The 23,529-nt window shown below is 70.3% G+C and carries 27 protein-coding genes; 14 read left to right on the top strand and 13 right to left on the bottom strand.

Annotated elements, in window-relative coordinates; all coding sequences use genetic code 11:
• Window positions 1-35 precede the first annotated feature (35 nt).
• The 3 genes from D8M34_RS02770 to D8M34_RS02760 are packed head-to-tail and all read left to right on the top strand — an operon-like array spanning window position 36 to window position 2,695.
• The gene (locus tag D8M34_RS02770; RefSeq protein WP_062634342.1) at window positions 36-1,277 is read left to right on the top strand and encodes a glucose-1-phosphate adenylyltransferase; all 1,242 of its coding nucleotides are present in this window, start codon (window positions 36-38) and stop codon (window positions 1,275-1,277) included.
• Window positions 1,278-1,325: 48 nt separating this feature from the next.
• Window positions 1,326-1,961: a phosphoserine phosphatase SerB gene (gene serB / locus D8M34_RS02765; RefSeq protein WP_126893088.1), complete on the top strand. Its 636-nt coding sequence runs from the start codon at window positions 1,326-1,328 to the stop codon at window positions 1,959-1,961.
• A gap of 38 nt (window positions 1,962-1,999) precedes the next feature.
• The gene (locus tag D8M34_RS02760; protein WP_126893087.1) at window positions 2,000-2,695 is read left to right on the top strand and encodes an alpha/beta fold hydrolase; all 696 of its coding nucleotides are present in this window, start codon (window positions 2,000-2,002) and stop codon (window positions 2,693-2,695) included.
• A 15-nt stretch (window positions 2,696-2,710) separates the two neighbouring features.
• Here D8M34_RS02760 and D8M34_RS02755 read toward each other — a convergent pair whose 3' ends face one another.
• Window positions 2,711-3,421 carry a beta-ketoacyl-ACP reductase gene (locus tag D8M34_RS02755; RefSeq protein WP_060921849.1) on the bottom strand — a complete coding sequence of 237 codons (711 nt, stop codon included), beginning with the start codon at window positions 3,419-3,421 and terminating at the stop codon, window positions 2,711-2,713.
• Between the two features lie 140 nt (window positions 3,422-3,561).
• Between D8M34_RS02755 and D8M34_RS02750 the strand changes: the two genes are divergently transcribed.
• Genes D8M34_RS02750 through D8M34_RS02735 form a run of 4 tightly spaced genes read left to right on the top strand, consistent with a single transcriptional unit; the run spans window position 3,562 to window position 5,459 of the window.
• Window positions 3,562-4,065: a DUF4190 domain-containing protein gene (locus tag D8M34_RS02750; protein ID WP_202976247.1), complete on the top strand. Its 504-nt coding sequence runs from the start codon at window positions 3,562-3,564 to the stop codon at window positions 4,063-4,065.
• A gap of 52 nt (window positions 4,066-4,117) precedes the next feature.
• Window positions 4,118-4,462: a DUF3099 domain-containing protein gene (locus D8M34_RS02745; protein WP_025103634.1), complete on the top strand. Its 345-nt coding sequence runs from the start codon at window positions 4,118-4,120 to the stop codon at window positions 4,460-4,462.
• Window positions 4,459-4,653 (top strand): hypothetical protein, encoded by a 195-nt coding sequence (locus tag D8M34_RS02740; RefSeq protein ID WP_025103635.1) that lies wholly within the window; start codon window positions 4,459-4,461, stop codon window positions 4,651-4,653. The genes D8M34_RS02745 and D8M34_RS02740 overlap by 4 nt, the downstream gene beginning before the upstream one ends.
• A complete protein-coding gene (locus tag D8M34_RS02735; protein WP_126893086.1) occupies window positions 4,650-5,459 on the top strand; it encodes an SURF1 family cytochrome oxidase biogenesis protein in 810 nt (269 codons plus the stop codon). Before D8M34_RS02740 ends, D8M34_RS02735 begins: the two co-directional genes overlap by 4 nt.
• Before the next feature lie 231 nt (window positions 5,460-5,690).
• On the opposite strand, the gene D8M34_RS02730 is transcribed toward D8M34_RS02735, so the two are convergent.
• A complete protein-coding gene (locus D8M34_RS02730; RefSeq protein ID WP_342343176.1) occupies window positions 5,691-6,230 on the bottom strand; it encodes a pyridoxine/pyridoxamine 5'-phosphate oxidase in 540 nt (179 codons plus the stop codon).
• 22 nt (window positions 6,231-6,252) lie between these two features.
• Complete coding sequence (locus D8M34_RS02725; protein ID WP_025103638.1) at window positions 6,253-7,851, bottom strand: ABC-F family ATP-binding cassette domain-containing protein; 1,599 nt, start codon at window positions 7,849-7,851, stop codon at window positions 6,253-6,255.
• A gap of 167 nt (window positions 7,852-8,018) precedes the next feature.
• On the opposite strand from D8M34_RS02725, the gene D8M34_RS02720 reads away from it, so the two are divergent.
• The 4 genes from D8M34_RS02720 to D8M34_RS02705 all read left to right on the top strand — a co-directional run bounded on the left by D8M34_RS02720 (window position 8,019) and on the right by D8M34_RS02705 (window position 11,970).
• Window positions 8,019-8,636, top strand: coding sequence for a DedA family protein (locus D8M34_RS02720; protein WP_126893085.1), 618 nt, complete (start codon window positions 8,019-8,021; stop codon window positions 8,634-8,636).
• A 5-nt stretch (window positions 8,637-8,641) separates the two neighbouring features.
• Window positions 8,642-9,910, top strand: coding sequence for a sensor histidine kinase (locus D8M34_RS02715; RefSeq protein ID WP_126893084.1), 1,269 nt, complete (start codon window positions 8,642-8,644; stop codon window positions 9,908-9,910).
• The gene (locus D8M34_RS02710) at window positions 9,907-10,578 is read left to right on the top strand and encodes a response regulator (protein ID WP_126893083.1); all 672 of its coding nucleotides are present in this window, start codon (window positions 9,907-9,909) and stop codon (window positions 10,576-10,578) included. Before D8M34_RS02715 ends, D8M34_RS02710 begins: the two co-directional genes overlap by 4 nt.
• Window positions 10,579-10,674: 96 nt before the next feature.
• A complete protein-coding gene (locus D8M34_RS02705; RefSeq protein WP_126893082.1) occupies window positions 10,675-11,970 on the top strand; it encodes an acyltransferase family protein in 1,296 nt (431 codons plus the stop codon).
• A 3-nt stretch (window positions 11,971-11,973) separates the two neighbouring features.
• Here D8M34_RS02705 and D8M34_RS02700 read toward each other — a convergent pair whose 3' ends face one another.
• The gene (locus tag D8M34_RS02700) at window positions 11,974-12,567 is read right to left on the bottom strand and encodes a CbiQ family ECF transporter T component (RefSeq protein ID WP_126893081.1); all 594 of its coding nucleotides are present in this window, start codon (window positions 12,565-12,567) and stop codon (window positions 11,974-11,976) included.
• Window positions 12,564-13,277: an energy-coupling factor ABC transporter ATP-binding protein gene (locus tag D8M34_RS02695; RefSeq protein ID WP_126893080.1), complete on the bottom strand. Its 714-nt coding sequence runs from the start codon at window positions 13,275-13,277 to the stop codon at window positions 12,564-12,566. The genes D8M34_RS02700 and D8M34_RS02695 overlap by 4 nt, the downstream gene beginning before the upstream one ends.
• Before the next feature lie 50 nt (window positions 13,278-13,327).
• Between D8M34_RS02695 and D8M34_RS02690 the strand changes: the two genes are divergently transcribed.
• Window positions 13,328-13,912: a TetR family transcriptional regulator gene (locus D8M34_RS02690; protein WP_126893079.1), complete on the top strand. Its 585-nt coding sequence runs from the start codon at window positions 13,328-13,330 to the stop codon at window positions 13,910-13,912.
• Here the strand turns inward: D8M34_RS02690 and D8M34_RS02685 are convergent.
• From D8M34_RS02685 to sufB, 7 genes are all read right to left on the bottom strand, one after another.
• Entirely contained in the window at window positions 13,875-15,245 is a 1,371-nt protein-coding gene (locus D8M34_RS02685; protein WP_085607703.1) for an MFS transporter, read from the bottom strand. The genes D8M34_RS02690 and D8M34_RS02685 overlap by 38 nt on opposite strands.
• Entirely contained in the window at window positions 15,242-16,396 is a 1,155-nt protein-coding gene (locus D8M34_RS02680) for a MalY/PatB family protein (protein WP_126893078.1), read from the bottom strand. Before D8M34_RS02680 ends, D8M34_RS02685 begins: the two co-directional genes overlap by 4 nt.
• A gap of 93 nt (window positions 16,397-16,489) precedes the next feature.
• Window positions 16,490-16,819, bottom strand: coding sequence for a metal-sulfur cluster assembly factor (locus D8M34_RS02675; protein ID WP_017202280.1), 330 nt, complete (start codon window positions 16,817-16,819; stop codon window positions 16,490-16,492).
• Between the two features lie 9 nt (window positions 16,820-16,828).
• Window positions 16,829-17,599, bottom strand: coding sequence for a Fe-S cluster assembly ATPase SufC (gene sufC / locus D8M34_RS02670; RefSeq protein WP_025103648.1), 771 nt, complete (start codon window positions 17,597-17,599; stop codon window positions 16,829-16,831).
• A gap of 3 nt (window positions 17,600-17,602) precedes the next feature.
• Window positions 17,603-17,929 carry a non-heme iron oxygenase ferredoxin subunit gene (locus D8M34_RS02665; RefSeq protein WP_025103649.1) on the bottom strand — a complete coding sequence of 109 codons (327 nt, stop codon included), beginning with the start codon at window positions 17,927-17,929 and terminating at the stop codon, window positions 17,603-17,605.
• On the bottom strand, window positions 17,926-19,131 hold the full coding sequence (gene sufD / locus D8M34_RS02660; RefSeq protein WP_126893077.1) for a Fe-S cluster assembly protein SufD: 1,206 nt from the start codon (window positions 19,129-19,131) through the stop codon (window positions 17,926-17,928). Before sufD ends, D8M34_RS02665 begins: the two co-directional genes overlap by 4 nt.
• A complete protein-coding gene (gene sufB / locus D8M34_RS02655) occupies window positions 19,132-20,550 on the bottom strand; it encodes a Fe-S cluster assembly protein SufB (RefSeq protein WP_025103651.1) in 1,419 nt (472 codons plus the stop codon).
• A gap of 232 nt (window positions 20,551-20,782) precedes the next feature.
• Between sufB and D8M34_RS02650 the strand changes: the two genes are divergently transcribed.
• Window positions 20,783-21,904 carry a COX15/CtaA family protein gene (locus D8M34_RS02650; protein WP_126893076.1) on the top strand — a complete coding sequence of 374 codons (1,122 nt, stop codon included), beginning with the start codon at window positions 20,783-20,785 and terminating at the stop codon, window positions 21,902-21,904.
• Between the two features lie 68 nt (window positions 21,905-21,972).
• On the top strand, window positions 21,973-22,449 hold the full coding sequence (locus tag D8M34_RS19500; protein WP_238695581.1) for a hypothetical protein: 477 nt from the start codon (window positions 21,973-21,975) through the stop codon (window positions 22,447-22,449).
• On the opposite strand, the gene D8M34_RS02640 is transcribed toward D8M34_RS19500, so the two are convergent.
• Window positions 22,395-23,300 (bottom strand): heme o synthase, encoded by a 906-nt coding sequence (locus tag D8M34_RS02640; RefSeq protein WP_029989291.1) that lies wholly within the window; start codon window positions 23,298-23,300, stop codon window positions 22,395-22,397. The two genes, D8M34_RS19500 and D8M34_RS02640, sit on opposite strands and share 55 nt — an antisense overlap.
• Between the last annotated feature and the right edge of the window lie 229 nt (window positions 23,301-23,529).

Raw genomic sequence — 23,529 nt, 5'->3', positions numbered from 1 at the left:
AGTTCCCCGCGCCGAACGGGATCTATGGTGGACCCATGTCCGCTCCAAAGAAGGTCTTCGGGATCATCCTCGCCGGCGGCGAGGGCAAGCGACTCATGCCGCTGACGGCCGACCGCGCAAAACCGGCCGTCCCGTTCGGCGGCCAGTACCGCCTGATCGACTTCGCCATCTCGAACCTCATCAACTCCGGGCTGAGACAGATCGTCGTCCTGACCCAGTACAAGTCGCACAGCCTCGACCGGCACATCTCGCAGACGTGGCGGATGTCGGCGCTGCTCGACTCGTACGTCGCCTCTGTCCCGGCCCAGCAGCGGCTCGGCAAGCGGTGGTTCTCCGGATCCGCCGACGCGATCCTGCAGAGCATGAACCTGATCAACGACGAGAAGCCCGACATCGTCGTCGTGATCGGCGCCGACCACGTCTATCGGATGGACTTCCGCCAGATGCTCGAGGCGCACATCGAGTCCGGGGCGAAGGCGACGGTCGCGGGCATCCGTCAGCCGCTCGCCCTGGCGTCCCAGTTCGGGGTCATCGACGCCGATCCGGAGTCCGGGCGCATCCGGCAGTTCCTCGAGAAGCCCACCGACGCCACGGGTCTGGCGGACTCCCCGCACGAAGTGCTGGCCTCCATGGGCAACTACATCTTCGACACGGACGCCCTCATCGCGGCGGTCGAGGCCGACGGCGAGCTGCCGACGTCGAGTCATGACATGGGCGGCGACATCGTCCCGTACTTCGTCGACCGCGGCGAGGCCGGCTACTACGACATGAAGCAGAACGAGGTCCCGGGGTCTTCCCCGCGCGACCGCTCGTACTGGCGCGACGTGGGGACGATCGACTCGTTCTTCGACGCGCACCGGGACCTGATCTCGACGCTTCCGATCTTCAACCTCTACAACATGGAGTGGCCGATCCACTCGCAGGCGGTCAACTCCCCGCCGGCGAAGTTCGTCCGCGACTCCGTGGGGCGGATCGGCAACGCGATCGACTCGATCGTCTCGCTGGGGTCGGTGCTCTCCGGCACGCACCTCGAACGCAGCGTCGTGGGGCCGTGGACCCTGGCCGGCGGCGGCTCGACCATCACGGACTCCGTGGTGTTCGATCATGTCCACGTCGGTCAGGGCGCCCGCGTGCACCGCGCGATCCTCGACAAGAACGTCGTGCTCGCCGACGGCGCCACGGTCGGCGTCGACCGCGAACGCGATCTCGCCCGCGGGTTCACGGTCACGGAGTCGGGGATCACGGTCGTGGGCAAGGGCGTGTTCATCGAACGCTGACGTGTCATGCGGCGTGGGCTCCGGTCCCCCGGTCGCTAGGCTCGGGGGGTGACCACCGCGCGATTCCTCGTCGTCCTCGATGCCGATTCCACGCTCATCCGGAACGAGGTGATCGAGCTCCTCGCCGAGGAGGCCGGCCGTCGCGCCGAGGTGCAGGCGGCCACGGAGGCCGCGATGCGCGGGGAGATCGACTTCGCGACCAGCCTCCGCTCCCGGGTGGCTGCCCTCGCGGGCGTTCCCGTCGAGGCGTTCGCCCGCGTTCGCGCCCGCGTCGAGCCGACTCCGGGCGTCCGCGGCCTCACCGCCGCCGTGCACGCACGGGACGGCGTCGTCGGCGTCGTCTCCGGCGGATTCCACGAGATCCTCGACGACGTCGCGCCGGGACTCGGTGTGGACCGGTGGCGCGCGAACCGCCTCGAGGTCGCCGACGGCGCACTCACGGGGCGGGTGGACGGTGACATCGTCGACGGCGCGGCCAAGGCCTTCTGGCTGCGCACCTGGGCCGAGGAGCTCGGCGTGGCGCCGCACGCGACCATCGCGATCGGCGACGGCGCCAACGACCTCCCGATGATGGCGGTCGCCGGCCTGGGGCTCGCCTTCAACGCCAAGCCCGCCGTCCGCGAGTCCGCGAGCCTGGTCATCGGCCCCGTCGACCTCGGAACGGTCATCCCGCTCCTCCCCTGACGCTGGCCGATGTCCGTGGCCGGGTCTACGGTCGGGTCATGGACATCATCCTCATTCCCGGCCTCTGGCTCGACGCCTCCAGCTGGGACGACGTCGTGCCTGCCCTCGAGCGCGCCGGCCACCGCCCTCGTCCGCTGACCATGCCCGGGCTCGACGCGTCTGCGGAGACGGCGGCGGGTGTCGGGATCGACGACTGGGTCGCCGCCGCGGTCGCCGCCGTCGATGCCGCGGAGGGCGACGTGGTGGTCGTCGGACACAGCGGCGGAGGCAACGTCGCCTGGGGCGTCGCCGACGCGCGACCGGACCGCGTGACCCGGGTCGTCTTCGTCGACACCGTGCCGCCGCCCCCGGGCTCGGGCATCAGCGAGTTCCCGGTGCAGGACGGCGTCGTCCCGTTCCCGGGCTGGAATTTCTTCCCCGACGAGGACGTGCACGATCTGGACGACGCGACCCGTGCGAGGACGACCCCGCTCACGCACAGCGTCCCCGCGCGGGTGCCGACGGACGAGCTCGCTCTGCACGCCCCGGCACGGTATCGCATCCCGGTCACCCTGCTGATGGGAGGGCTGGACCAGGACGCCTTCGACGCGGTGATCAGCCAGTGGGGTCCGTACGCCGAGGAGTATCGGGCGATCGGCGACGCCGAGGTCGTCCGGATCGGCTCCGGACACTGGCCGCAGTTCTCGGCGCCCGAGCGTCTCGCGGAGCTCCTCGTGCGCGCGATCGATCGCTGAGGAGGACTGCTGGGGTCAGTGCCCCATGCCGAGACCACCGTCGACCGGGATGACGGCGCCCGAGATGTAACCGGCGTCGTCGCTCGCCAACCAGGTCACGACGCCCGCGACCTCATCCGGCGTCGCGAACCGCCCCGCGGGGATGTTCGCCTTGTACTGCTTCTGCGTCTCCTCGGGGAGCTCCGCGGTCATGTCGGTCTCGATGAAGCCGGGTGCCACGACGTTGGCCGTGATGCCGCGTCCGCCGAGCTCACGCGTGAGCGAGCGGGCGAAACCGACCAGCGCGCTCTTGGAGGCGGCGTAGTTCGTCTGCCCGGCGGAGCCGTACAGGCCCACGACGCTGGAGATGAGGATGACCCGTCCGAACCGTGCCCGCAGCATCCCCTTCGACGCACGCTTGACGACGCGGAAGGTGCCGCCGAGGTTCGTGGCCACGACGCTGTCGAAGTCGTCCTCGCTCATGCGCATGAGCAGGGTGTCCTTGGTGATGCCGGCGTTGGCGACGACGATCTCCACCGGACCCAGCTGCTGCTCCACCTCGGTGAAGGCCGCGTCGAGAGCGGCGGCGTCCGTGACGTCGGCGCGCACCGTCAGGGTGCCTTCCGGACCCTCTCCGCTGCGAGCGGTCACCGCCACCCGGTAGCCCTCCCGCACGAAGCGCTCGGCGATAGCGCGGCCGATGCCGCGGTTGCCTCCGGTGACGAGGACGACGCGCTCCGCGCTCATGGGACACTCCTGGGTCTGGGGTCGAGGGCCGGGGTTCCGGGCCGTGATCGATCCTAGCGACGTTGCCGTGCCGCCTTCACGACGACGGTTTGACAGACCGGGAGCCTCCTGGGACTCTGAGGGCGACGAAAGGCACCAGCGTGAGCGATCCCCGTATCTCCGGTTCGTCCGGCGAGCAGCCCCCGGCCTTCCCCCCGGCTCCCGGTTCCGCCCCGGCGTACCCGGGGTTCCCGCCGGCACCGCAGGCGAACGCCGCCACGCAGCCGTCCTCGGCGCCTCAGCAGTACTCGACGCCTCAGCAGTACGGGGCCCCGCAGCAGTACGCGGCCCCGCAACCGTATGGAGCCGCGCCTGCGCGGCCGTCCAGCGGACTCGCGATCACCTCCCTCGTCTGCGGCATCGCCGGTGTCGTGCTGTTCTGGGCGATCGTGCCGATGCTCGCCTCGATCGCGGCCGTGATCACCGGTCACATGGCGCTCGGACAGATCCGTCGCACTCCCGGTCTCGGCGGCCGCGGCATGGCGATCGCCGGGCTCATCCTCGGCTACGTCATGATCGGCGTGCTGGTCTTCACAATCGTCTCGACGATCATCGGCCTCGTCGTCTTCGGCGCCTTCACCCTGCCGTTCGTCTTCGCGAGCTGACGCCTCGCCCGGGCATGCCGATGTCGCCACGGCGGCGTAGGCTGGAACCATCGTGAAGAACGCACGTCGAGTCCCGGCCGTCACCTCACTGCCGCAGTCCCCGCGGGATGAGGGAGACCATCGTGTGCGCCGATATGCCCTGACGATGACGATCCGCATCGTCTGCTTCGGGCTGATGTTCTTCGTGCAGCCGTTCGGCTGGTGGACCTGGGTGTTCGCGCTGGCCGCCGCCGTGCTCCCGTACATCGCCGTCGTCTTCGCGAACGCCGGCAGCGACAGCACAGAGACCGCCGCCGAGTCGCCGATGCGCGAGATCGATGCGCCGCCCGCACCGTCGCTCGCTCCGGAGACCGCCCCCGACGTCATCACCATCCGCGAAGGCCGCACCGACCGATGAGCGCGCTCATCTGCTCGCGCGCCGGCTGCCGGAGCGCGGCCACGAGGCAGGTCGTCTGGCGCAACCCGCGTATCCACTCCGCCGATCGCGAGAAGATCTGGCTGGCGTGCGAGGAGCACGTCGGCTTCCTCCACGACTACCTCGCCGCGCGGGACTTCCCGGTGACGGTGCGAGACGGGGTGCCTTCATGAGCAACCGCCTGACCCGCTGGGGCGTGTACGTCCTCATCGCCATCGGCTTCGCGATCGCCTGCGTCTTCCTCTCCAACTGGCAGTTCGAGAGGAACGAATCCCGCGCTGAGCAGATCGCGCTGGTGGAGCAGAACTACGACGCCCCGGCCGTCCCCCTCGCCGACGTGGTCGCCGACGACGAGCTCGACCCCGCAGACGAATGGCGCCCCGTCACGCTGCAGGGCGAGTACCTCGCCGACGAGCAGCTCCTGGTCCGCAACCGTCCCCACGGCGGAACGAGCGCGTTCGAGGTGCTGGTCCCCTTCCGCGATGCCGACGGTCGTGTGCTCATCGTCGACCGCGGCTGGGTGGCCCCGGGCGAGGGCGAGCTCCCGGACGCGGTCCCCTCTCCGCCGTCCGGCGAGGTCACGGTGACCGTCCGCCTGCGTCCCGGCGAGCCGCTTCCCGGGTCCGGACGCGGGGCTCCGGAGGGCCAGGTGCCCACGATCCACCTCCCGTCCATCGCCGACCTCGTCGGCGACGAGGTGATCACCGGTACGTACGGACGCCTGGTCGAGGAGCAGCCCGCCGCCGAGACGGCGCTGGGTGGCTTCGAGTCCCCCACCGACGACCCGGGTCCGCACCTGTCCTATGCGATCCAGTGGATCCTGTTCGCCATCATGGGCTTCATCTTCATCGGGTACATCATCCGCACGGAGATCGTGAAGCACCGCGAAGAGGTCGAGGGGAAGCCGGCACCGGTGAAGGCACCGAAACGCCGCGACCGCGACGCGGACGCCGAGGACGAACTGCTCGACGCCCGGTGACCGGGCCGGGGAGCGTCACGCGAACGCGAGAACACGCCGGACGCTGCGCTGCCCGGCACCCTTTCGATCCCGGACGGCCCGCCCTGCCGACGCAGGATGGGAAACGGGCCTCTTGGACCGTCGGCACGCACCATTTCGATCCCCGCCTGCGGGGCGCCTCCGGTCGTTCTCGATGTCTAGCGCTCGCGAGCAGAGCCCGTGACGGCATGCCGCCATACGCGGCCGACGACGTCATAGACGATCCGGGTGTGGTTCCGGTCGGACGCCCCCCTGCCAGAACTCGACCTGCGTCGGAACCACCCGCCACAGCACCCAGTCCCCCGGTCGGAGACCCGCGCGGGCGCTCTCGGAGCGGGCCGCGAGGTCGGCGTCGCTCTCGGCCGCCGACGCCTCCTCCACGGTTCCTCGGACCCGGATCGCGCGCCGCTGCGGCTGCCACCAGAGGTTCAGTGCCGCAGCCGGACGCGCACCGAGCTGCGCGGCCTTCCGGGAGGACCGGGCCCCGGCGAACGCCCAGCCGCGCGCGTCGACGTCCTTGAGGATCAGGGTGCGCGCGTCCGGGATGCCGTCCGCGTCCACCGTCGCCAGCGTCGCCGCATGCGGTTCGGGGACGCCGGCCGCGGCCGCCGCGCGGAGCCACTCCCGGAAGAGCAGCACCGGATCGTCGGGAAGGTCGTCGAGGTGCAGCGGCGGCGCCGTCCCGGTGAGGGTGGGCTGCGCACGCAACCACGCCGCGAGTTCCGAGGGAGGAAGGATCGGGTGCGCCGCCATCCTCCGACTATGCCACGACCCGCTACGCGAGCTCGATGAGGTCCTGGTACTCCTGGCTCCAGATGTCCTCGACGCCGTCGGGCAGGATGAGGACACGCTCGGGGTTCAGCGACTGCACCGCGCCGGGGTCGTGCGACACGAGCACCACCGCGCCCTCGTAGTGGGCCAGCGCCCCGAGGATCTCCTCGCGGGAGGCCGGATCGAGGTTGTTCGTGGGCTCATCGAGCAGGAGGAGGTTCGCGGACGACACGACGAGCGTCGCCAGCGACAGCCGGGTCTTCTCGCCTCCGGACAGCACACCCGCCGGCTTGAGGACGTCGTCGCCGGTGAACAGGAAGGAGCCGAGGACCTTGCGGGCCTCCGTCTCCGTGATGTGCGGAGCGGCCGACACCATGTTCTCGAGGACCGAGCGGCTGACGTCGAGGTTCTCGTGCTCCTGCGCGTAGTACCCGACCTTGAGACCGTGTCCGGGCTCGAGTTGCCCGGTGTCCGGCTTGTCGACACCTGCCAGCATGCGCAGCAGCGTCGTCTTCCCCGCACCGTTGAGACCGAGCACGACGACCTTGGAACCGCGGTCGATCGCGAGGTCGACGTCGGTGAAGATCTCCAGTGAGCCGTACGACTTCGACAGCCCGGAGGCCATGAGCGGGGTCTTGCCACAGGGGGCGGGCTTCGGGAACCGCAGCTTCGCGACGCGGTCCTCCTGACGCACGTCCTCCAACCCGGAGAGGAGCTTCTCGGCGCGCGCGAGCATCTGGTGCGCTGCTGCCGCCTTCGACGCCTTCGCCCCGAAGCGCGCCGCCTGCTGCTGCAGGGTCGTCGCCTTCTTCTCGGCGTTGGCCCGCTCCTTCTTGCGACGCTCCTCGTCCGCAGCGCGCTGCCGCAGATAGTTCTTCCAGTTCATGTTGTAGATGTCGATGACCTGGCGGTTGGCGTCGAGGTAGAACACCCGGTTGACGGTCTCGCCCACGAGCTCGACATCGTGGCTGATGACGATCAGCCCGCCCTTGTAGTTCTTGAGGAACTCGCGCAGCCACACCACGCTGTCCGCGTCGAGGTGGTTGGTCGGCTCATCGAGGATCATCGTCTGCGCGTCGGAGAAGAGGATGCGCGCGAGCTCGATGCGACGACGCTGGCCTCCGGAGAGGGTCGACAGCGGCTGGTCGAGGATGCGGTCCGGCAGCGAGAGGTTGTGCGCGATCGACGCGGCCTCGGCCTCGGCCGCGTAGCCGCCCTGCGCCTCGAACTTCTCGGTGAGCGCGGCGTAGCGCTTCATCGCCTTGGCAGCGACCGCGGGGTCGTCGGACCCCATCGCGAGCGAGGCCTCCGTCATGCCGAGGTTGAGCTGACCGAGGCCGCGGGCGTCGAGGATCCGGGTACGAGCGAGGTCTTCCGGATTGCCCGAACGGGGGTCCTGCGGCAGGTAGCCGAGTTCGCCGGACCGGGTGACGGTGCCACCCGAGGGCAGCACGTCGCCGGCGAGCACCTTGGTGAGCGTGGTCTTGCCCGCACCGTTGCGTCCGACGAGGCCGATCTTGTCGCCGTCGGACACACGGAACGAGACGTTCTCCATCAGCAGGCGCGCGCCAACGCGGATCTCGAGGTCGTGCACGGCAAGCACAGCGGACGTCCGTTCGTTCGGGAGGAGGGTGATGGCCGAGCGGCCAGCCAACCAGTATATGCCGCCGCGCCTGTGGCGACGCCCGCCACGGATATCCCTCTCCAGGGTGACCGAGGCAATACCCCGGAGTGATGTCCCTCTCCCCACCCGCTGCTTACGGTGCCGGAGTGGACATCCTCAACGATCTCATCCTGCAGGCGATCGCCTCCCCCTGGCTGTACGCCGTGCTGTTCGCGGTGACCGTGATCGACGGGTTCTTCCCGCCGGTCCCGAGCGAGACGGTCCTCGTCGCCGCGGCGGCGGTGGCCGCGTCCACCGGTGACGGCGACATCGTGCTGCTGGGTGTCGTCGCCGCCCTGGGCGCCGCGATCGGCGACAACATCGCGTTCCTCATCGGCCGCCGACTGGGCACGACGAGATTCGCCTGGATGCGGCGCCCCCGCGTCGCCGCCGCCTTCGCCTTCGCGCAGCACGCCCTCGACCGCCGCAGTGCCACGCTGATCCTCGGCGCCCGCTACATCCCGATCGGACGCGTCGCGGTGAACATGTCCGCCGGAGCGCTCGGGTTCCCCTGGCGGCGGTTCCTCCCGCTGAGCCTCATCGCCGGTGTGAGCTGGAGCGTGTTCAGCCTCGCGATCGGGCTGCTCGCCGGCGCCTGGCTGCACGACCAGCCCGTGCTCAGCGCCGCAATCGGCATCGTCGTCGCGTTGCTCGTCGGTGTGATCATCGACCGGATCGCGGCGCTCCGCCGACGCCGTACGCCGGTCGCGCACCTGGCAGGATGAGACGCATGGCACGCCGCCGAGAGCGCACCCCGCGCCCGCCACGGATGAGCCGTCGCACCGGCGCCCTCGTGGCGCTGACTGCGGCGGTCGTCGTGCTGTATGCGCTCCTCGTCTCCCTGCAGACGGTGCTCTCCGGCACGCCGCTGCCCCTGTCCTTCCTGCTCGGCGCCGCCGTGTGCGGCGCTCCCCTCCTCGTCCCCTCCCGGCCGCGGACGGCGATCGTCGTCTTCACCGCCGGCGCCTTCCTGCTGCCGCTCCTCGTCGAGCCGGCGCGCGCGATCCACTCCCCCTGGCCCTGGTCGGTACCGGCGCTCCTGGCCTTCGTCCTCCTCGTGGGCGTGATGTCCTTCGTGCAGGGAGCCCGCCTCGGAGGCCTCACCCTCGTGATCGGCGCACTGACCTCGCTGACGGCGCCGCTGCTGCGCCCGGACATGGTCGCGACGCCGGCGAGCTCCGGCAGCGCCACCGCCAATCTCATCGTGACGACCTCGGTCGCTGCCGCGATGCTGCTCATCGCCGTCCTCGCCGCCGGTCGCGTGCGTGTCGCGGCGGAGCTCACGAGGGAGAAGGAGCACAGCGCGCTGGAGGAATCCCGGCGCGCTCTCGTGGAGGAGCGCACCCGGATCGCCAGGGAGCTGCACGACGTCGTGGCGCACAGCATGTCGGTGATCCAGGTGCAGGCGTCGACCGCGCGCTACCGGATCACAGGCCTCGATGCCGAGGCCGCCGCCGAGTTCGACGACATCGCCGCCACAGCGCGCACGTCGCTCACCGAGATGCGGCGCATGCTGGGAGTGCTCCGCACCGAGGACCAGCACGCCGAGCTCGCACCGCAGCAGGGATTGGACGACGTCCCGGCCCTCGTCGACACGATCCGCCGGGCAGGGGTGGAGGTCGGCCTCGTGCTGGAGGGGATGGAAGCGGCCTCCGCGGCGGGACCCGGTGTGCAGATCGCCGCCTTCCGCATCGTGCAGGAGGCGCTGAGCAACGCCGTCCGCCACGCGCCCGGTGCCCGCGTCACCGTCCGGCTCCATGCCGACGCCGATGCCCTGCACATCCGTGTGCACAACGCCGCACCGCCGCAGGCGACCGAGAGCCCCTCCGGCGGCTACGGCCTCCGGGGAATGCGCGAGCGCGCCGAACTGCTCGGCGGAAGCCTCGCCGCCGGGCCCTCCGACGACGGCGGCTGGACCGTCGAGGCCGCCCTGCCGCTGTCTGCAACGGCCGCACCGCCCACCCCGACCGCCTCGGCGGAAGACAAGGAGAACCCGTGACGATCAGCGTGCTCATCGCCGACGACCAGGCGATGGTCCGCGCCGGTTTCGCCGCCCTGCTGGACGCGCACGAGGGGATCCGCGTGGTGGGCCAGGCGGCCGACGGTGCGGAGGCCGTGACACTCGCCGCGCGGCTCGATCCCGACGTCATCCTCATGGACGTCCGCATGCCGGAGCTCGACGGCATCGAGGCCACCCGCCGCATCCTCGGTCCGTCGTACCCGGCCGCGCACGTGCCGCGGATCCTCGTGCTCACCACGTTCGACATCGACGACTACGTCTACGACGCCCTCGCCGCCGGGGCCAGTGGCTTCCTCCTCAAAGACGCTCTGCCGGAGGAGCTCGTCCATGCGGTCCGCGTGGTGGCCGGCGGCGATGCGCTCCTCGCCCCCAGCGTGACCCGGCGCATGATCGAGCAGTTCGCCGGACGGCGGCCGGCCTCGCGGCGGTCGGCGACGGCCCTCGCCGAGCTCACCGACCGCGAGCGGGAGGTCCTCGTCCTCATCGGCAAGGGCCGGTCGAACACCGAGATCGCGGGCGACCTGTTCATCGCCGAGCAGACCGTGAAGACCCATGTCGGCAAGGTGCTCGCGAAGCTCGGTCTCCGCGACCGTGTGCACGCCGTCATCCTCGCGTACGACACCGGCCTGGTCGAGCCGTCGGCCTGAGTCACCCCTGCGTAGGGGGTAGGACGGCACCACGGAGTGATGTCCCGTCCACCACCGCCTCCATAGCCTCCGAGGACACCGTTCCCAGGAGGACTCATGGTCATCGCCGCGGCTCCACGCCTCAGCACCCCCGCCCCCGCTTCATCCGTCCACGCGGGTCACCGTGACACCGGCATCGACGTCGTGCGCGCCCTCTGCGTGCTCGGCGTCGTCCTGCTGCACGCCGTCATGGTCGGGGTCACGGTGTCCGAGACCGGACCGGTGTTCGAGAATGCGAGCGACGGGACGAGCTGGATCGCCCCGCTGAGCTGGCTGCTGCAGGTGATGCCGCTCTTCTTCGTGATCGGGGGATTCTCCGGGCTCCTCGCGTACCGCCGCCTCCGCGCCCGCGGCGGGAGCGCGACCGCCTTCGTGGCCGGTCGGGTGCACCGGCTCCTGCGTCCGGCCCTGTTCACGGTCGGCGCGGTCGGGGTCGCGCTCGCGGTGCTCACCGTCCTCGGAGTCGCGCCGGATCTCATCGCGGTCGCCGGCTTCCGATACGGACAGCCGCTGTGGTTCCTGGGGGTCTTCCTGCTGTGTCAGGCGCTGCTCCCCGCGCTCGTCGCCCTGCACGAGCGCGCGCCCCTGCGCACGATCGCCGTCCTCGCCACCGGGGCCGTGACGGTCGATGTTCTGCGGGCCGTGACCGGGACGGACGCCGTGGGCTTCCTCAACCTCGCTTTCGTGTGGTTGACGATGCAGCAGCTCGGATTCCTCCTCGCCGACGGCCGCGTGGACGCCCTTCGTCGCCGGACCCGCGTCACGTTCGGCATCGGCGCCCTCGGGGTGCTCGTCGTCCTGTTCCTCATCGGCGCGTACTCCCCCGACCTCATCGCCAACATCAACCCGCCCACGTGCGCCCTGCTGCTGGTCGGGCTGATCCACACGATCCTGTTCTCCCTGTACCGGGCGCACATCGGGCGCCTCAGTCTTCGCCGTCCGGTGGCCGCGTTCACCGCCTTCGTCACCCGGCGGACGATGACGATCTACCTCTGGCACATGCCGGTGCTGCTGGCGATGGCCGGGGCGACGGCCCTGGTCGCCCTCCTCGGCGGATTCACTCTGCCCACGCTCGACAGCGCGGAGTGGTGGGCCGCCCGCCCGCTGTGGCTCCTGACGGCTGTCGTCCTCACCGCGCTGGTCGCGGTCCGTGTCGACCGGTTCGAGAATCACCCCTCGCCGCAGGCCACGTCCTCGCGGCGCCGCCTGGCCGTGGGAACCGTCCTCGGCCTCACCGGAGTGGTGCTGCTGCTCGTCCTCGGCACGACCGTCTCCACCGCCGCCCTCGCGGTGCTGCTCCTGGTCGCGGCGCTGCGGCTTGCTGGTCGCACCGGACGCCCCGTCCTGGCGTGACCGTCAGCCGACTCCGCGGGCCGCGAGGGCATCGCCGACCTGATCCGCGTGGCGCAGCGTCAGCAGGAGCAGCGGCACCACGCTGCGCACGCCCAGGCGGACTCCTCGTGCGCGCTCCGCGTCCCGCACCCGCTGCGCGAGTCCGGCCACGACGGGAACCATGGTCAGCGTGAGCGACACCGCCATCGACACCGCCTCCGGATCGACCCCGACGCGCCGCAGCGGGCGCAGGAGGCGCTGCAGCACGGCCAGGAGATCGGCCATGCGCGTGGTCAGGGTGAGGAGGGCGGCGAGCAGCAGCAGCACGGCGACCCGCCCGGTGCTCACCCAGGCGGCGACGGGAGACACGAAGACGGCGAGGGCGATCGCGAGCACGAGCAGGACCGCACGCAGCCGCCACAGCTCCGTCACCGCGGCGGAGAGCGGCACCCCCGCGATCGGGTAGAGCGCGAGCACGGTCGCGAGGCAGGCCGCGATGCTGAGCGGCCCGTGCGGGAACAGCGTCAACGCGAGCGCCGCGACGGCGAGCCCGGCGAGCTTCGGACCGGCCGGCACCCGATGCAGCAGTCCCGCACCGACCGGGGACGGCAGGATCATGCGCACAGCCGCCGGTAGCGTGCGATGACCCTCTCGGGCTCTCCCTGTTCGACGACGCACCCGCCGTCGAACAGGACGGCGGTGTCGCAGCGGGCCGCGAGCTCGAGATCGTGGGTGACGATCAGCACCTGCGCCTCCTGCGACAGAAGGAGGTCTCCGATCCGCCGCGCGTTGCGCAGGTCGAGGAGCGTCGTCGGCTCGTCCGCCACGATCAGCGCCGGCTCGGCGAGGAGCACCGCGGCGAGGGCCAGCATCTGCTTCTGTCCTCCCGAGAGCGACGACGCCGGGATGTCGGCGTGGGCACCGAGACCGTGGCGCTCCAGGGTCTCCTGAACGCGGGCGGCGATCTCGTCACGGGGCCGCCCTCGGAGCGACAGCGCGAGATCCTCGGCCGGAGTCGGCATCAGGATCTGGGCATCCGGATCGGTGAAGACGAAGCCCACCCGGCGGCGCACGGCGGTCCGCTCCCGGAGCGCGTCGAGGCCGTGGACGGTGACCGTTCCCGTGGTCGGCGTCATGAGGCCGTTCAGCAGCCGGGCGAACGTCGACTTCCCCGAGCCGTTCGCTCCGATCACGGCGATGCGCGGTGCGGTGAGCTCCAGCGTCACGTCGTCGAGGAGCACGCGGTCGTCGACGGTCACGCCCACGCCGTCGAGACGCAGCGTCCCCGGCTCCGCGATCGTCGTCGCGTCCCGCTCCCGCCAGCGCATGCATCCTCCTGAACACCGTTCACCTGAACGCCGTTCACTATAGTGGGGGCATGAGTCCCGAGACGAATCCCGCCCGTCACGATCGGGAGAGCGTCGCACGGACCGCCCTCGCCCTTCTCGACGAGGTGGGGCTGGCCGATCTCTCCATGCGCCGCATCGCGGCCCGGCTCGACGTGCAGCCGAGCGCCCTCTACTGGCACGTCGCGAACAAGCAGGAGCTCCTCGCCGACCTCGCCGATCGGATCACGGCGACCGTCCCAGACGGAGCGGAGGGCGTCCTCGCGACCGCCCGCGCGCTCCGCGACGCCCTCTTCGCCTACCGGGACGGCGCCGAGCTCGTCCTCAGCACGTACGCGCTCCAGCTCGGCTCCGCGCATGCCCGCGACGCCCTGGTCGCCGCCCTCCACGCCGAGGGCGCCACTCACGCCGAGGATCGCGGGGCGGCGATCCTGCACTTCGTGCTCGGCCATGCCACCCTCGTCCAGCAGCGGATGCACGCCGACAGCCATGGCGCACTCCCGGCCTCCGGCGAGGTCGACGTCACCGCGGGCCTGGACCGAGTGTTCGACCTCGGCGTCCTCGCCCTGGCCGGCGAGCTCAGCGCACGGATGACTCCGCGGCGTGCCCGAGCCTGAGCCCGGGGATCACCGCGAGCAGCACCAGCCCGACACCGAGGACGAACACGACGGCGAACGCGTCTGCGCCGCCGCCGAGGGTGGCGACGGCGAGCCCCGCCAGCGCGATGGCCACCGCCGAACCCGTGGCATCCGAGATCGACAGCGCCGAGGAGTTGAATCCCTGGTTCGTCTCGTCCGAGTAGGCCAGCGTCAGCACGGTGAGCCGCGGATACAGCAGCCCCATGCCGCCCCCGGCGAACGCCCACCCGACGATCACGAAGACCGGGGAGGCATCGAACGCCGCTGCGGCCAGGACGCAGAGCATCGCCACGAGCAGTGCGCCGAGGCTGAGCGCCGTGATGCGGTGATTGCCCAGCCGCTCACCGTAGCGGCCCTGCGCAGCCGACGCCCCGGCCCAGGCGAAGGCCGCGAGCATCAAGGCGACTCCGGCCCAGGTCGCGGAGAAGTCGAACTTCCGCATCAGCAGGTACGGGATGTAGGCCTCGGCGGCGAAGAACGCCCCGGCCGCCACGCCACGCATGAGCACGACGCTGGGAAGCCCGGCACCGGCTCGGAGGGTCCGTCGTGGCAGGAGCGGGAGCACGACGACGCCGATCGCGAGCACGGCCCCCAGTGCCACCGGCCACCCGATCGCCGGATCGAGCTCGGCGGACAGTCCGATCACCACCGCGAGCACCGCCACGACGACGGCCAGCAGCAGCCGGGTGAGCAGCGCCCGGCGGTCCTGCGGCTCCCCGCGGCCGAGATCGACACCCCGCAGACGGATCGCGATCATCGAGAACGCGATCGCGGTCAGGACCGCCACGCCGAGGAACGCCCAGCGCCAATCGAGGTACTCCGCCACCGCTCCCGCGAGGAAGGGCCCGATCATCGACGGGACCACCCAGGCGGCGGCGAACGCCGCGAACACCCGGCCGTGCAGGTGCGGCGGATACAGCCGCGCGACCACGACGTACAGGGCCACCGTCTGCCCACCCGCGCCCAGCCCCTGCACCAGTCGTCCGATCAGGAACTGGGGCATCGTCGTCGCGAACCCGGAGATCAGCAGCCCCAGGATGAAGAGGGCGACGGCGGCGTACAGCGCGCCGCGCGGACCACGCGTGTCCGACCAGGACCCCGCCGCGACCATCCCGATCACGCTGGTCGCGAGCGTGCCGGCGAAGGCGACCGCATACAGCGACTCCCCGTCCAAGGCGTCGCTGACGATCGGCATGACCGTGGTCACCGCCAGGGCCTCGATCGCGGCGAGGAAGATCAGGGCGACGGCACCCAGGGTCACCCAGAACCGGCTGCGGTCCCAGATCGTGGCGGTGGGATCCGCCGCCGTCATCGCTCGACGAGCGCGGCGATGCGCTCGATCGCCTCGGTGAGGACCTCCGGGCTCGTGCCGAAGTTGAGTCGCACGTGTCCGGCCCCTTCCTCGCCGAAGGCCGGGCCGAAGTGCAGCGCCACCTTCGCCTCGCGGAGGATCTTCCGGGCGGGGTTGTCTCCCCAGCCGAGGGCGGAGAGGTCGATCCACGCGAGGTATCCCGCGTCCGGAAGGCGATAGCGGGCGGCGGGGAGGTGACGGGCGAGCAGGTCCTCCAGCAGGACACGGTTCTCGTCGAGCGTGCGCAGGAGGCCGTCGAGCCACGCGTCGCTCTCCTCCGAGAACGCGGCGACGGCGGCGAGCAGACCGAACTGCCCCGTCCGCCACTCCACCTCGACCGGCAGGTCGCGCACGACCGCGGACGTCTCCTCCGCGGCGGTGACCATGAGCGCGCACTTCAGCCCCGCGAGGTTGAACGCCTTGCTCGCACTGACGACCGCATAGCCGATGCGGGCCGCCGCGTCGCTCACGGCGAGGAACGGCGTGAATCCCGTGCCCGGCTGGACGAGCGGCGCATGGATCTCGTCGGAGACGATCGTCGCGCCGTACTCCTCGGCCAGTTCGGCCAGCGCGGACAGCGTCTCCCGATCGTGCACGGTGCCGGTCGGGTTGTGCGGGTTGCAGAGGAGCATGGCCGTCGCGCCGTCCTCGAAGGCGGCGCGGATCCCGTCGAGGTCGAGCTCCCAGCCGGTCCCCGTGTCGCGCAGCGGGACGCGCTGCACCTCGGCACCGGCCTCGGCGACGAGGTCGTAGAAGGGCGGGTAGACCGGCGGCGTGACGACGACGCGCTCCCCCGGCTGCGTGACGCGACGGAGGATCTCGACGATGCCCATGCTCACGTCCGCCGTGCTGCGCATCCGCGCCGGGTCGGGGCGCCAGCCGAAGCGACGCTCCGCGAAACCCGCATACGCCTCCGCCAGCGGTGTCCGCGAGGCGATGTACCCGGTGTCCCCGAGATCCAGCGCCCGCTGCAGTGCGGCGGTGATCGCCGGGGCGAGCGGGAAGTCCATCTCCGCGACGAAGAGGGGCAGCACGTCCTCGGGATACTCCCGCCACTTCTCGCTGGTGCGCTCGCGCAGCTCCGACAGCGGCAGGGCCTTCACCGACAGCATTCGTCCTCCGATTCTCCCCGCGTCGATGCGGAGACGTCGAAGCGGGCGTGCCCGGCACGCCCGCTTCGTCTGGTGGTCAGGTGACCGGAACGCTCAGATCGCGAAACCGAGCGCACGCATCATGTCGCGCCCGTCGTCCGTGATCCGCTCGGGTCCCCACGGCGGCATCCACACCCAGTTGATGCGGAAGCGGTCCACGACGTTGTCGAGGGCCTGCGCCGTCTGGTCTTCGAGGACATCCGTGAGCGGGCAGCCCGCGCTGGTCAGCGTCATGTGGATGACGAGAGCGTCGTTCTCGTCATCCCAGGCGAGGTCGTAGATGAGTCCGAGGTCGACGACGTTGATCCCGAGCTCAGGATCCATCACGTCCTTGAGAGCCTCGGTGACCGCGTCGTACTTCTCGTCCGTCAGGGTCGCTGTCATGCGATCAGCCTACGCCTCGATGGGAGCGGAGGGGTCGAGGAATCGGTCGTAGCCCTCGTTCTCCAGACGGTCGGCGAGCTCGGGGCCGCCCTCCTCGACGATCTTGCCCGCGACGACCACGTGCACGTAGTCGGGGCGGATGTAGCGGAGGATCCGGGTGTAGTGCGTGATGAGCAGCACACCGAGGCCGGTGGACTCCTTCGCGCGGTTGACACCCTCGGAGACGATCTTCAGCGCGTCCACGTCGAGGCCGGAGTCGGTCTCGTCGAGCACGGCGAACTTCGGCTTGAGCACCTCGAGCTGGAGGATCTCGTGGCGCTTCTTCTCGCCGCCCGAGAAGCCCTCGTTGACGTTGCGCTGCGCGAACTTCGGGTCCATGCGGAGGTTGGCCATGGACTCCTTGACGTCCTTGGTCCACTGCCGGATCGAGGGCGCCTCGCCGTCGAGCGCGGTCTTCGCGGTGCGCAGGAAGTTCGTCACGGTCACGCCGGGGATCTCGACCGGGTACTGCATGGCGAGGAACAGACCGGCGCGGGCGCGCTCGTCGACGCTCATCGCCAGGACGTCCTCACCGTCGAAGGTGATGGAGCCGGAGGTGACCGTGTACTTCGGGTGGCCGGCGATGGTGTAGGCCAGGGTGGACTTGCCGGAGCCGTTGGGGCCCATGATGGCGTGGGTCTCACCGGTGTTCATGGTGAGGGTGATTCCGTTGAGGATCGGGGTGGTCCCCGCCTCGGTCTCGACCGTCACATGCAGGTCGCGGATCTCGAGAACAGACATTCTTCAGACTTCCTTCGTCACAGCGGGATCGATGAGCACGTCGTCGCCGTCGATCTCGACGACGTAGACCGGGACGGGCTCATATGCGGGGAGATTCTGGGGCTTGCCGGTGATCAGGGAGAAGGCCGAGCCATGGGCCCAGCACTCCACCGTGTCACCTTCCACGAAGCCCTCGGACAGCGAGATGTCGCCGTGGGTGCAGGTGTCGCCGATGGCGTGGATGACGCCCTCGCCGTCCTTGATGACCGTGATCGGCACACCGTCCGGCTCGACGCGCAGCGGCGTGTCCTGCTCCAGCTCGGAGACGCCGCAGACGCGCTGCGCGGTCACGCGTCCACCTCGGCGAGCTCGGCCTCGATGGCGGCCAGCAGCTCCGACTCCAGGTCGGGGATGCCGAGGCGCACCACGATGTCGGTGAGGAAGCCGAGCACCACCAGTCGGCGGGCCTCGTCCTCCGGGATGCCGCGGGCCTGGAGATAGAAGAGCTGCTCGTCGTCGAAGCGGCCGGTGGCACTCGCGTGCCCGGCGCCGACGATGTCGCCCGTCTCGATCTCGAGGTTCGGGATGGAGTCGGCGCGTGCGCCCTCCGTGAGCACCAGGTTGCGGTTGGCCTCGTAGGAGTCGGTGCCGGTGGCCTCCGCCCCGATCAGCACGTCGCCGATCCACACGCTGTGGGCGCTCTCGCCCTGCAGCGCGCCCTTGTAGAGCACGTCGCCGGTCGTGTGCGGGCCCTTGTGGTGCAGGTACACCTGGCTCTCCAGGTGCTGACCGGAGTCGGCGTAGGAAAGCCCGTAGAGGTAGCCCTCGGAGCCGGCGCCGGCGAGCTCGACGCTCGGGTTCACGCGCACCACGCCGCCGCCGAAGCTCACGACGAAGTGCTTGAGGGTGGCGTCGGCCGCGACCCGCGCCTGGTGGGCGGCCGCGTGCACGGCGTCGTCGTCCCACTGCTGCACGGAGACGACGGTGAGCTTCGCCCCGTCGCGGACGATGATCTCGACGTTCTGGGCGTACTGCGCCGAGCCCTTGTGCTGCAGCACCACCGTGGCGGCGCTGTGCTCGAGGGCCTCGATCACGATGTGGGCGTCCGCCCGGCGGTCGGCACCGGCGCCCGTGAGCGACAGGAAGATCGGCGCCGCGACCTCCTCCTCGCGCGGGATGCGGATGTGCAGGGCCTCGGAGGCGCCCTGCCACGCGACGGCGGCGGTGATGTCCTCGGCGAGGAAGACCTCACCGCGCGGAGCGGTGCCCGCCGTGAGCGGTGCGGCCACGTACTGCTCGCCGGACGTGAAGGAGTACTGCACGCCGTCCTCGCCCTCCGCAGTGCGGAACAGCGGCGTGAGCGCGGCCACCGGCGTGTGCTTCCAGTTCACCTCGCGACCGGTCGGCGTGCCGAAGTCGTCCGGGTCGAACGAGTGCGGACGCTCGGAGCGGGTCTGCACCGGGACGAATCCGGCGTCCGCCACCTGGGCGGCCGGGTCGATGTGCGCGTTCGTGTGCTGCGCCTCGCTGGGCGCTGTCGTCGAGGCCGCCATTTAGCCGACCGATCCTTCCATGCCCATCTCGATGAGCTTGTTCAGTTCCATCGCGTACTCCATCGGCAGCTCGCGCGCGATCGGCTCGATGAAGCCGCGCACGATCATCGCCATCGCCTCGTCCTCGGGCATGCCGCGGGACTGCAGGTAGAAGAGCTGCTCCTCGCTGACCTTGGAGACCGTGGCCTCGTGGCCGAGCTGCACGTCGTCGACACGGATGTCGATCGCCGGGTAGGTGTCGGACCGGGACTTGGTGTCGACGAGCAGCGCGTCGCAGCGGACGGTGTTCGCCGAGTGATGGGCGGCGGCGTCGACACGGACCTCGCCGCGGTAGCCGGCACGGCCACCGCCGCGGGCGATCGACTTCGAGACGATCGACGACTGCGTGTACGGCGCCATGTGGATCATCTTCGCGCCGGCGTCCTGGTGCTGGCCGGGGCCGGCGAAGGCGACGGAGAGGGTCTCGCCCTTGGCGTGCTCACCCATCAGGTAGATCGACGGGTACTTCATCGTCACCTTGGAGCCGATGTTGCCGTCGACCCACTCCATGGTCGCGCCCTCGTGCGCCACGGCGCGCTTGGTGACCAGGTTGTAGACGTTGTTCGACCAGTTCTGGATCGTCGTGTAGCGCACGCGGGCGTTCTTCTTCACGATGATCTCGACGACGGCCGAGTGCAGGGAGTCCGACTTGTAGATCGGGGCCGTGCAGCCCTCGATGTAGTGGACGTAGCTGTCCTCGTCGGCGATGATCAGGGTCCGCTCGAACTGGCCCATGTTCTCGGTGTTGATCCGGAAGTAGGCCTGCAGCGGGATCTCGACGTGCACGCCCTTGGGGACGTAGACGAACGAGCCGCCCGACCAGACGGCGGTGTTCAGCGCGGCGAATTTGTTGTCGCCCGCGGGGATGACCGTGCCGAAGTACTCCTCGAAGAACTCGGGGTGCTCGCGCAGGGCGGTGTCGGTGTCCATGAAGATGACGCCCTGGGCCTCCAGGTCCTCGCGGATCTGGTGGTACACGACCTCGGACTCGTACTGCGCGGCGACGCCGGCGACGAGACGCTGACGCTCGGCCTCGGGGATGCCCAGGCGCTCGTACGTCTCGCGGATCTCCTCGGGGAGGTCTTCCCAGCTCTGCGCCTGCTTCTCGGTGGAGCGGACGAAGTACTTGATGTTGTCGAAGTCGATGTCGCTGAGGTCGGCGCCCCAGGTCGGCATCGGCTTGCGGCCGAAGAGCTGATAGCCCTTGAGACGGGTCTTCAGCATCCATTCCGGCTCGTTCTTGAGGGCCGAGATCCCGCGGACGACCTCTTCCGAGATCCCGCGTTTCGCGACGGCACCCGCGGCATCCTCATCGTGCCAGCCGAATTCGTACACCCCCAGACCATCGAGCTCCGGGCGGTCGATCAGCACATCCGACATGCAACACTCTCCTCACAGGTCCCAAACGGTGTCATCCGCCCCGACACACCTGATCCCCGTCGAGTCTGCGGGAGCGGGTGCCGTTGGTGGGGCCCTCATCACGGGCGCTTCCATCGCGCCTAAACTGTTGACGATGCTTCAGCGCTGTCAGCGCTCATCGCAACAATCCGATTCTACAGGTTCCGCCTGACGGACGGGCCGTGCGCCACGTCTTCGACGGGCCGGAGGACTTATGCCCGAGACGACCATCCCCGCCCCCTCGACGACCGGGGCGACCGCCTCCCCCCGCTCCGCGGTGTGGGGTCGTGCGCTCACCGTCTTCGCGTGGCTGTCGTTCCTCAGCGAGACGATCATCATCGGCACCGGCGGCGCCGTGCGGCTGACCGGATCCGGCCTCGGCTGCACCGAGTGGCCGCTGTGCACGCCCGAGTCGCTCGTCCCGATCGTCGAGGTGCAGGGCATCCACGGGATGATCGAGTTCGGCAACCGGCTGATGACCGGCGTCGTCGGGATCATCGCGATCGCCGTCGTCCTGCTCGTCCTGCACACCATCAGCGGCCGCCGGGCGCTCATCGACGCCCTGTGGTTCGCCGTCGGCGGTCTCGCCGGCGCGGCCGTCGCCTTCGCCCTGGTCTCGCTCACCGACTTCCCGGCGTTCCCCGTCGCGTCCGCCGTCCTCCTGGTCGCGGTGATCGCGGCGGCGGTCCACTCGGTGCGCACGACGCCCGCCCGGCGGGATCTCGTCCTCCTCGCCTGGCTCGTGCTGATCGGCGTCGTCGCACAGGCCCTGGCCGGCGGCATCACCGTGCTCACCGGCCTGAACCCCTTCATCGTCGGGTTCCACTACACGTCGTCGCTCCTGCTCGTCTGCATCACCGCCGCGTTCCTCGTGCGGCTGGCGACTCCGGAAGGACCGCGCGAGCGGGCCGTCCCCACCTGGTTCGCGATCGTGACGCACGTCACCGGCCTCGCCCTCGCCGTGACCATCCTGTTCGGCGTGCTGACGACCGGATCGGGCCCGCACTCGGGCGACGCCGACGTGCTGCGCCGCGGCTTCGACGCCACGGTCCTCGCCCACGTCCACTCCTGGCCGGGCTACATCCTGGCCGCCCTCGTGCTCTTCCTGACGGTGTCCGCCTGGGTCCTGCGCCTCGAGCCCCGCCGGTGGCTGCTCGTGCTCGTCATCGCGATCCTCGTGCAGGTGGCCGTCGGCGTCTGGCAGGCGCGGGAGGGGCTGCCGCCCGTGCTCGTGGGCATCCACATGGTCCTTGCATCGCTGTCGGCCGCGACCTACACGGTCGTCGTGCTGCACCTCAAGCGCACCGCGTCCGTCGTACCCGCCCCCGTCGACTGACCTGCCGCACAGACGATCCATAGCGCGCGCACCGGGCGCTCATCACCGCATCGACCATCGTGGTCGACATGAACAAGACACTCACCCGCAGCGCCGGGTTCTGGCTCCTCATCGTCGTCTCCCTCGCCGCGGTCGGGGTCGGCGGCTGGATGATCGCCGGACAGGTCGGCACGATGACCACGACCCTGATGGACGGCACCGCCACCGGTGTCGAGGTGTACGTCGGTCAGTCGCTCGTCGTCGTCGGCGCGGTCGTCCTCGGCGCGGGCCTGGTGGGCCTGCTCCTGTCGCTCGGCCTCGTCGCCGCGCGCACGCTCGTCGCCACCCCCGTCACCGCCGCGCCGGTCGTCGAGCACGAGGCGCCGAGCATCCAGGACGAGACGATCGAGACGGTCTCAGTCCCGCGCGACGAGCCCGCTCTCCGGACCGCCGATGCCGAGCCGCAGGTCGATGCGGAGCCTCAGGCTGACGAGCCCCAGGCCGACGAGGATCAGAAGGGCAGCAGCGGGTCGATCGCCACGGCGACGAACAGCAGCGTCAGGTAAGTGATCGAGGCGTGGAAGACTCGCATCGGCCGCGCCTCGGTCCCCCGCACTGCCTGGTTGTACAGGCGGTGCGACTCATAGATGAACCAGCCGCCGAACACCAGGGCGGAGACGGTGTAGACGAGGCCCATGCCGGCGATCGGCACGAGCAGCAGCGAGCAGGCGACCGTGGCCCACGCGTACAGGATGACCTGCAGGCCGACCTGCGACGCGTTGCGGGTGACGCCGAGCATGGGCACGTCGACATCGTCGTAGTCGTCCTTGTACTTCATGGACAGCGGCCAGTAGTGCGGCGGCGTCCAGAGGAAGACGAGCAGGAAGAGGATGAAGGCCGGCCAGTCGAGCGAACCGGTGACGGCGGACCAGCCGATGAGGACCGGGAAGCACCCCGCGATTCCGCCCCAGATGATGTTCTGCTCGGTGCGGCGCTTGAGGATCATCGTGTAGATCACGACGTAGAAGAAGATCGCGGAGGCCGACAGGATCGCCGTGAGCGGGTTCGTGGTGAACCAGAGCCACACGGTCGACACGATCGCGAGCGTCCACGAGAAGATCAGGGCGCCACGCGGGCTGACCTCGCCGGTCACGAGCGGCCGGTTCTCCGTGCGGTGCATGTGCGCGTCGATGTCGCGGTCGAGGTACATGTTGAACGCGCCCGCCGAACCGGCGCTCATCGATCCGCCGATGACCGTCGCGAGGACCAGCCAGAGATCGGGCAGTCCGCCCTGCGCGAGGAACATGACCGGAACGGTCGAGACGAGGAGGAGTTCGAGGACCCGGGGCTTCGTCAGAGTGACGTAGGCGCTCACCGTGCGACCGATGGACGACTTCCGTACGGTCTGATCAGACATCGTCGAGATCTCGATCGCCTCCTCCGCGCGCGTTACCGGACAACCTCTCCAGTGTATGACACGCCGTGACGCGTTCCGCGCCTTCCACCCCTCAGTCGCCGGGACCGTCCCCGCTATGCTGAGAGCACTCGCGCGCCCGGTGCTGCGCACAACCCCGCCCGTCTCCCGGACGATGCGGGATGCGCCAGGGAAGTTGCGGATGCGCCAGGGAATACCGGCGCCCTCGAAA

Origin of the sequence: Microbacterium sp. HSID17254, from assembly GCF_003989315.1 — a bacterium.
Classification (GTDB): Bacteria; Actinomycetota; Actinomycetes; order Actinomycetales; family Microbacteriaceae; genus Microbacterium.
This window is presented reverse-complemented; position numbering and strand designations above follow the sequence as displayed.

Coding starts and splice junctions, on each gene's coding strand:
- D8M34_RS02770 (WP_062634342.1), top strand. CDS start 36: ATGTCCGCTCCAAAGAAGGTCTTCGGGATCATCCTCGCCGGCGGCGAG.
- D8M34_RS02760 (WP_126893087.1), top strand. CDS start 2,000: ATGGACATCATCCTCATTCCCGGCCTCTGGCTCGACGCCTCCAGCTGG.
- D8M34_RS02755 (WP_060921849.1), bottom strand. CDS start 3,421: ATGAGCGCGGAGCGCGTCGTCCTCGTCACCGGAGGCAACCGCGGCATC.
- D8M34_RS02740 (WP_025103635.1), top strand. CDS start 4,459: ATGAGCGCGCTCATCTGCTCGCGCGCCGGCTGCCGGAGCGCGGCCACG.
- D8M34_RS02735 (WP_126893086.1), top strand. CDS start 4,650: ATGAGCAACCGCCTGACCCGCTGGGGCGTGTACGTCCTCATCGCCATC.
- D8M34_RS02730 (WP_342343176.1), bottom strand. CDS start 6,230: ATGGCGGCGCACCCGATCCTTCCTCCCTCGGAACTCGCGGCGTGGTTG.
- D8M34_RS02715 (WP_126893084.1), top strand. CDS start 8,642: ATGGCACGCCGCCGAGAGCGCACCCCGCGCCCGCCACGGATGAGCCGT.
- D8M34_RS02705 (WP_126893082.1), top strand. CDS start 10,675: ATGGTCATCGCCGCGGCTCCACGCCTCAGCACCCCCGCCCCCGCTTCA.
- D8M34_RS02700 (WP_126893081.1), bottom strand. CDS start 12,567: ATGATCCTGCCGTCCCCGGTCGGTGCGGGACTGCTGCATCGGGTGCCG.
- D8M34_RS02695 (WP_126893080.1), bottom strand. CDS start 13,277: ATGCGCTGGCGGGAGCGGGACGCGACGACGATCGCGGAGCCGGGGACG.
- D8M34_RS02690 (WP_126893079.1), top strand. CDS start 13,328: ATGAGTCCCGAGACGAATCCCGCCCGTCACGATCGGGAGAGCGTCGCA.
- D8M34_RS02685 (WP_085607703.1), bottom strand. CDS start 15,245: ATGACGGCGGCGGATCCCACCGCCACGATCTGGGACCGCAGCCGGTTC.
- D8M34_RS02680 (WP_126893078.1), bottom strand. CDS start 16,396: ATGCTGTCGGTGAAGGCCCTGCCGCTGTCGGAGCTGCGCGAGCGCACC.
- D8M34_RS02675 (WP_017202280.1), bottom strand. CDS start 16,819: ATGACAGCGACCCTGACGGACGAGAAGTACGACGCGGTCACCGAGGCT.
- sufC (WP_025103648.1), bottom strand. CDS start 17,599: ATGTCTGTTCTCGAGATCCGCGACCTGCATGTGACGGTCGAGACCGAG.
- sufD (WP_126893077.1), bottom strand. CDS start 19,131: ATGGCGGCCTCGACGACAGCGCCCAGCGAGGCGCAGCACACGAACGCG.
- sufB (WP_025103651.1), bottom strand. CDS start 20,550: ATGTCGGATGTGCTGATCGACCGCCCGGAGCTCGATGGTCTGGGGGTG.
- D8M34_RS02650 (WP_126893076.1), top strand. CDS start 20,783: ATGCCCGAGACGACCATCCCCGCCCCCTCGACGACCGGGGCGACCGCC.
- D8M34_RS19500 (WP_238695581.1), top strand. CDS start 21,973: ATGAACAAGACACTCACCCGCAGCGCCGGGTTCTGGCTCCTCATCGTC.
- D8M34_RS02640 (WP_029989291.1), bottom strand. CDS start 23,300: ATGTCTGATCAGACCGTACGGAAGTCGTCCATCGGTCGCACGGTGAGC.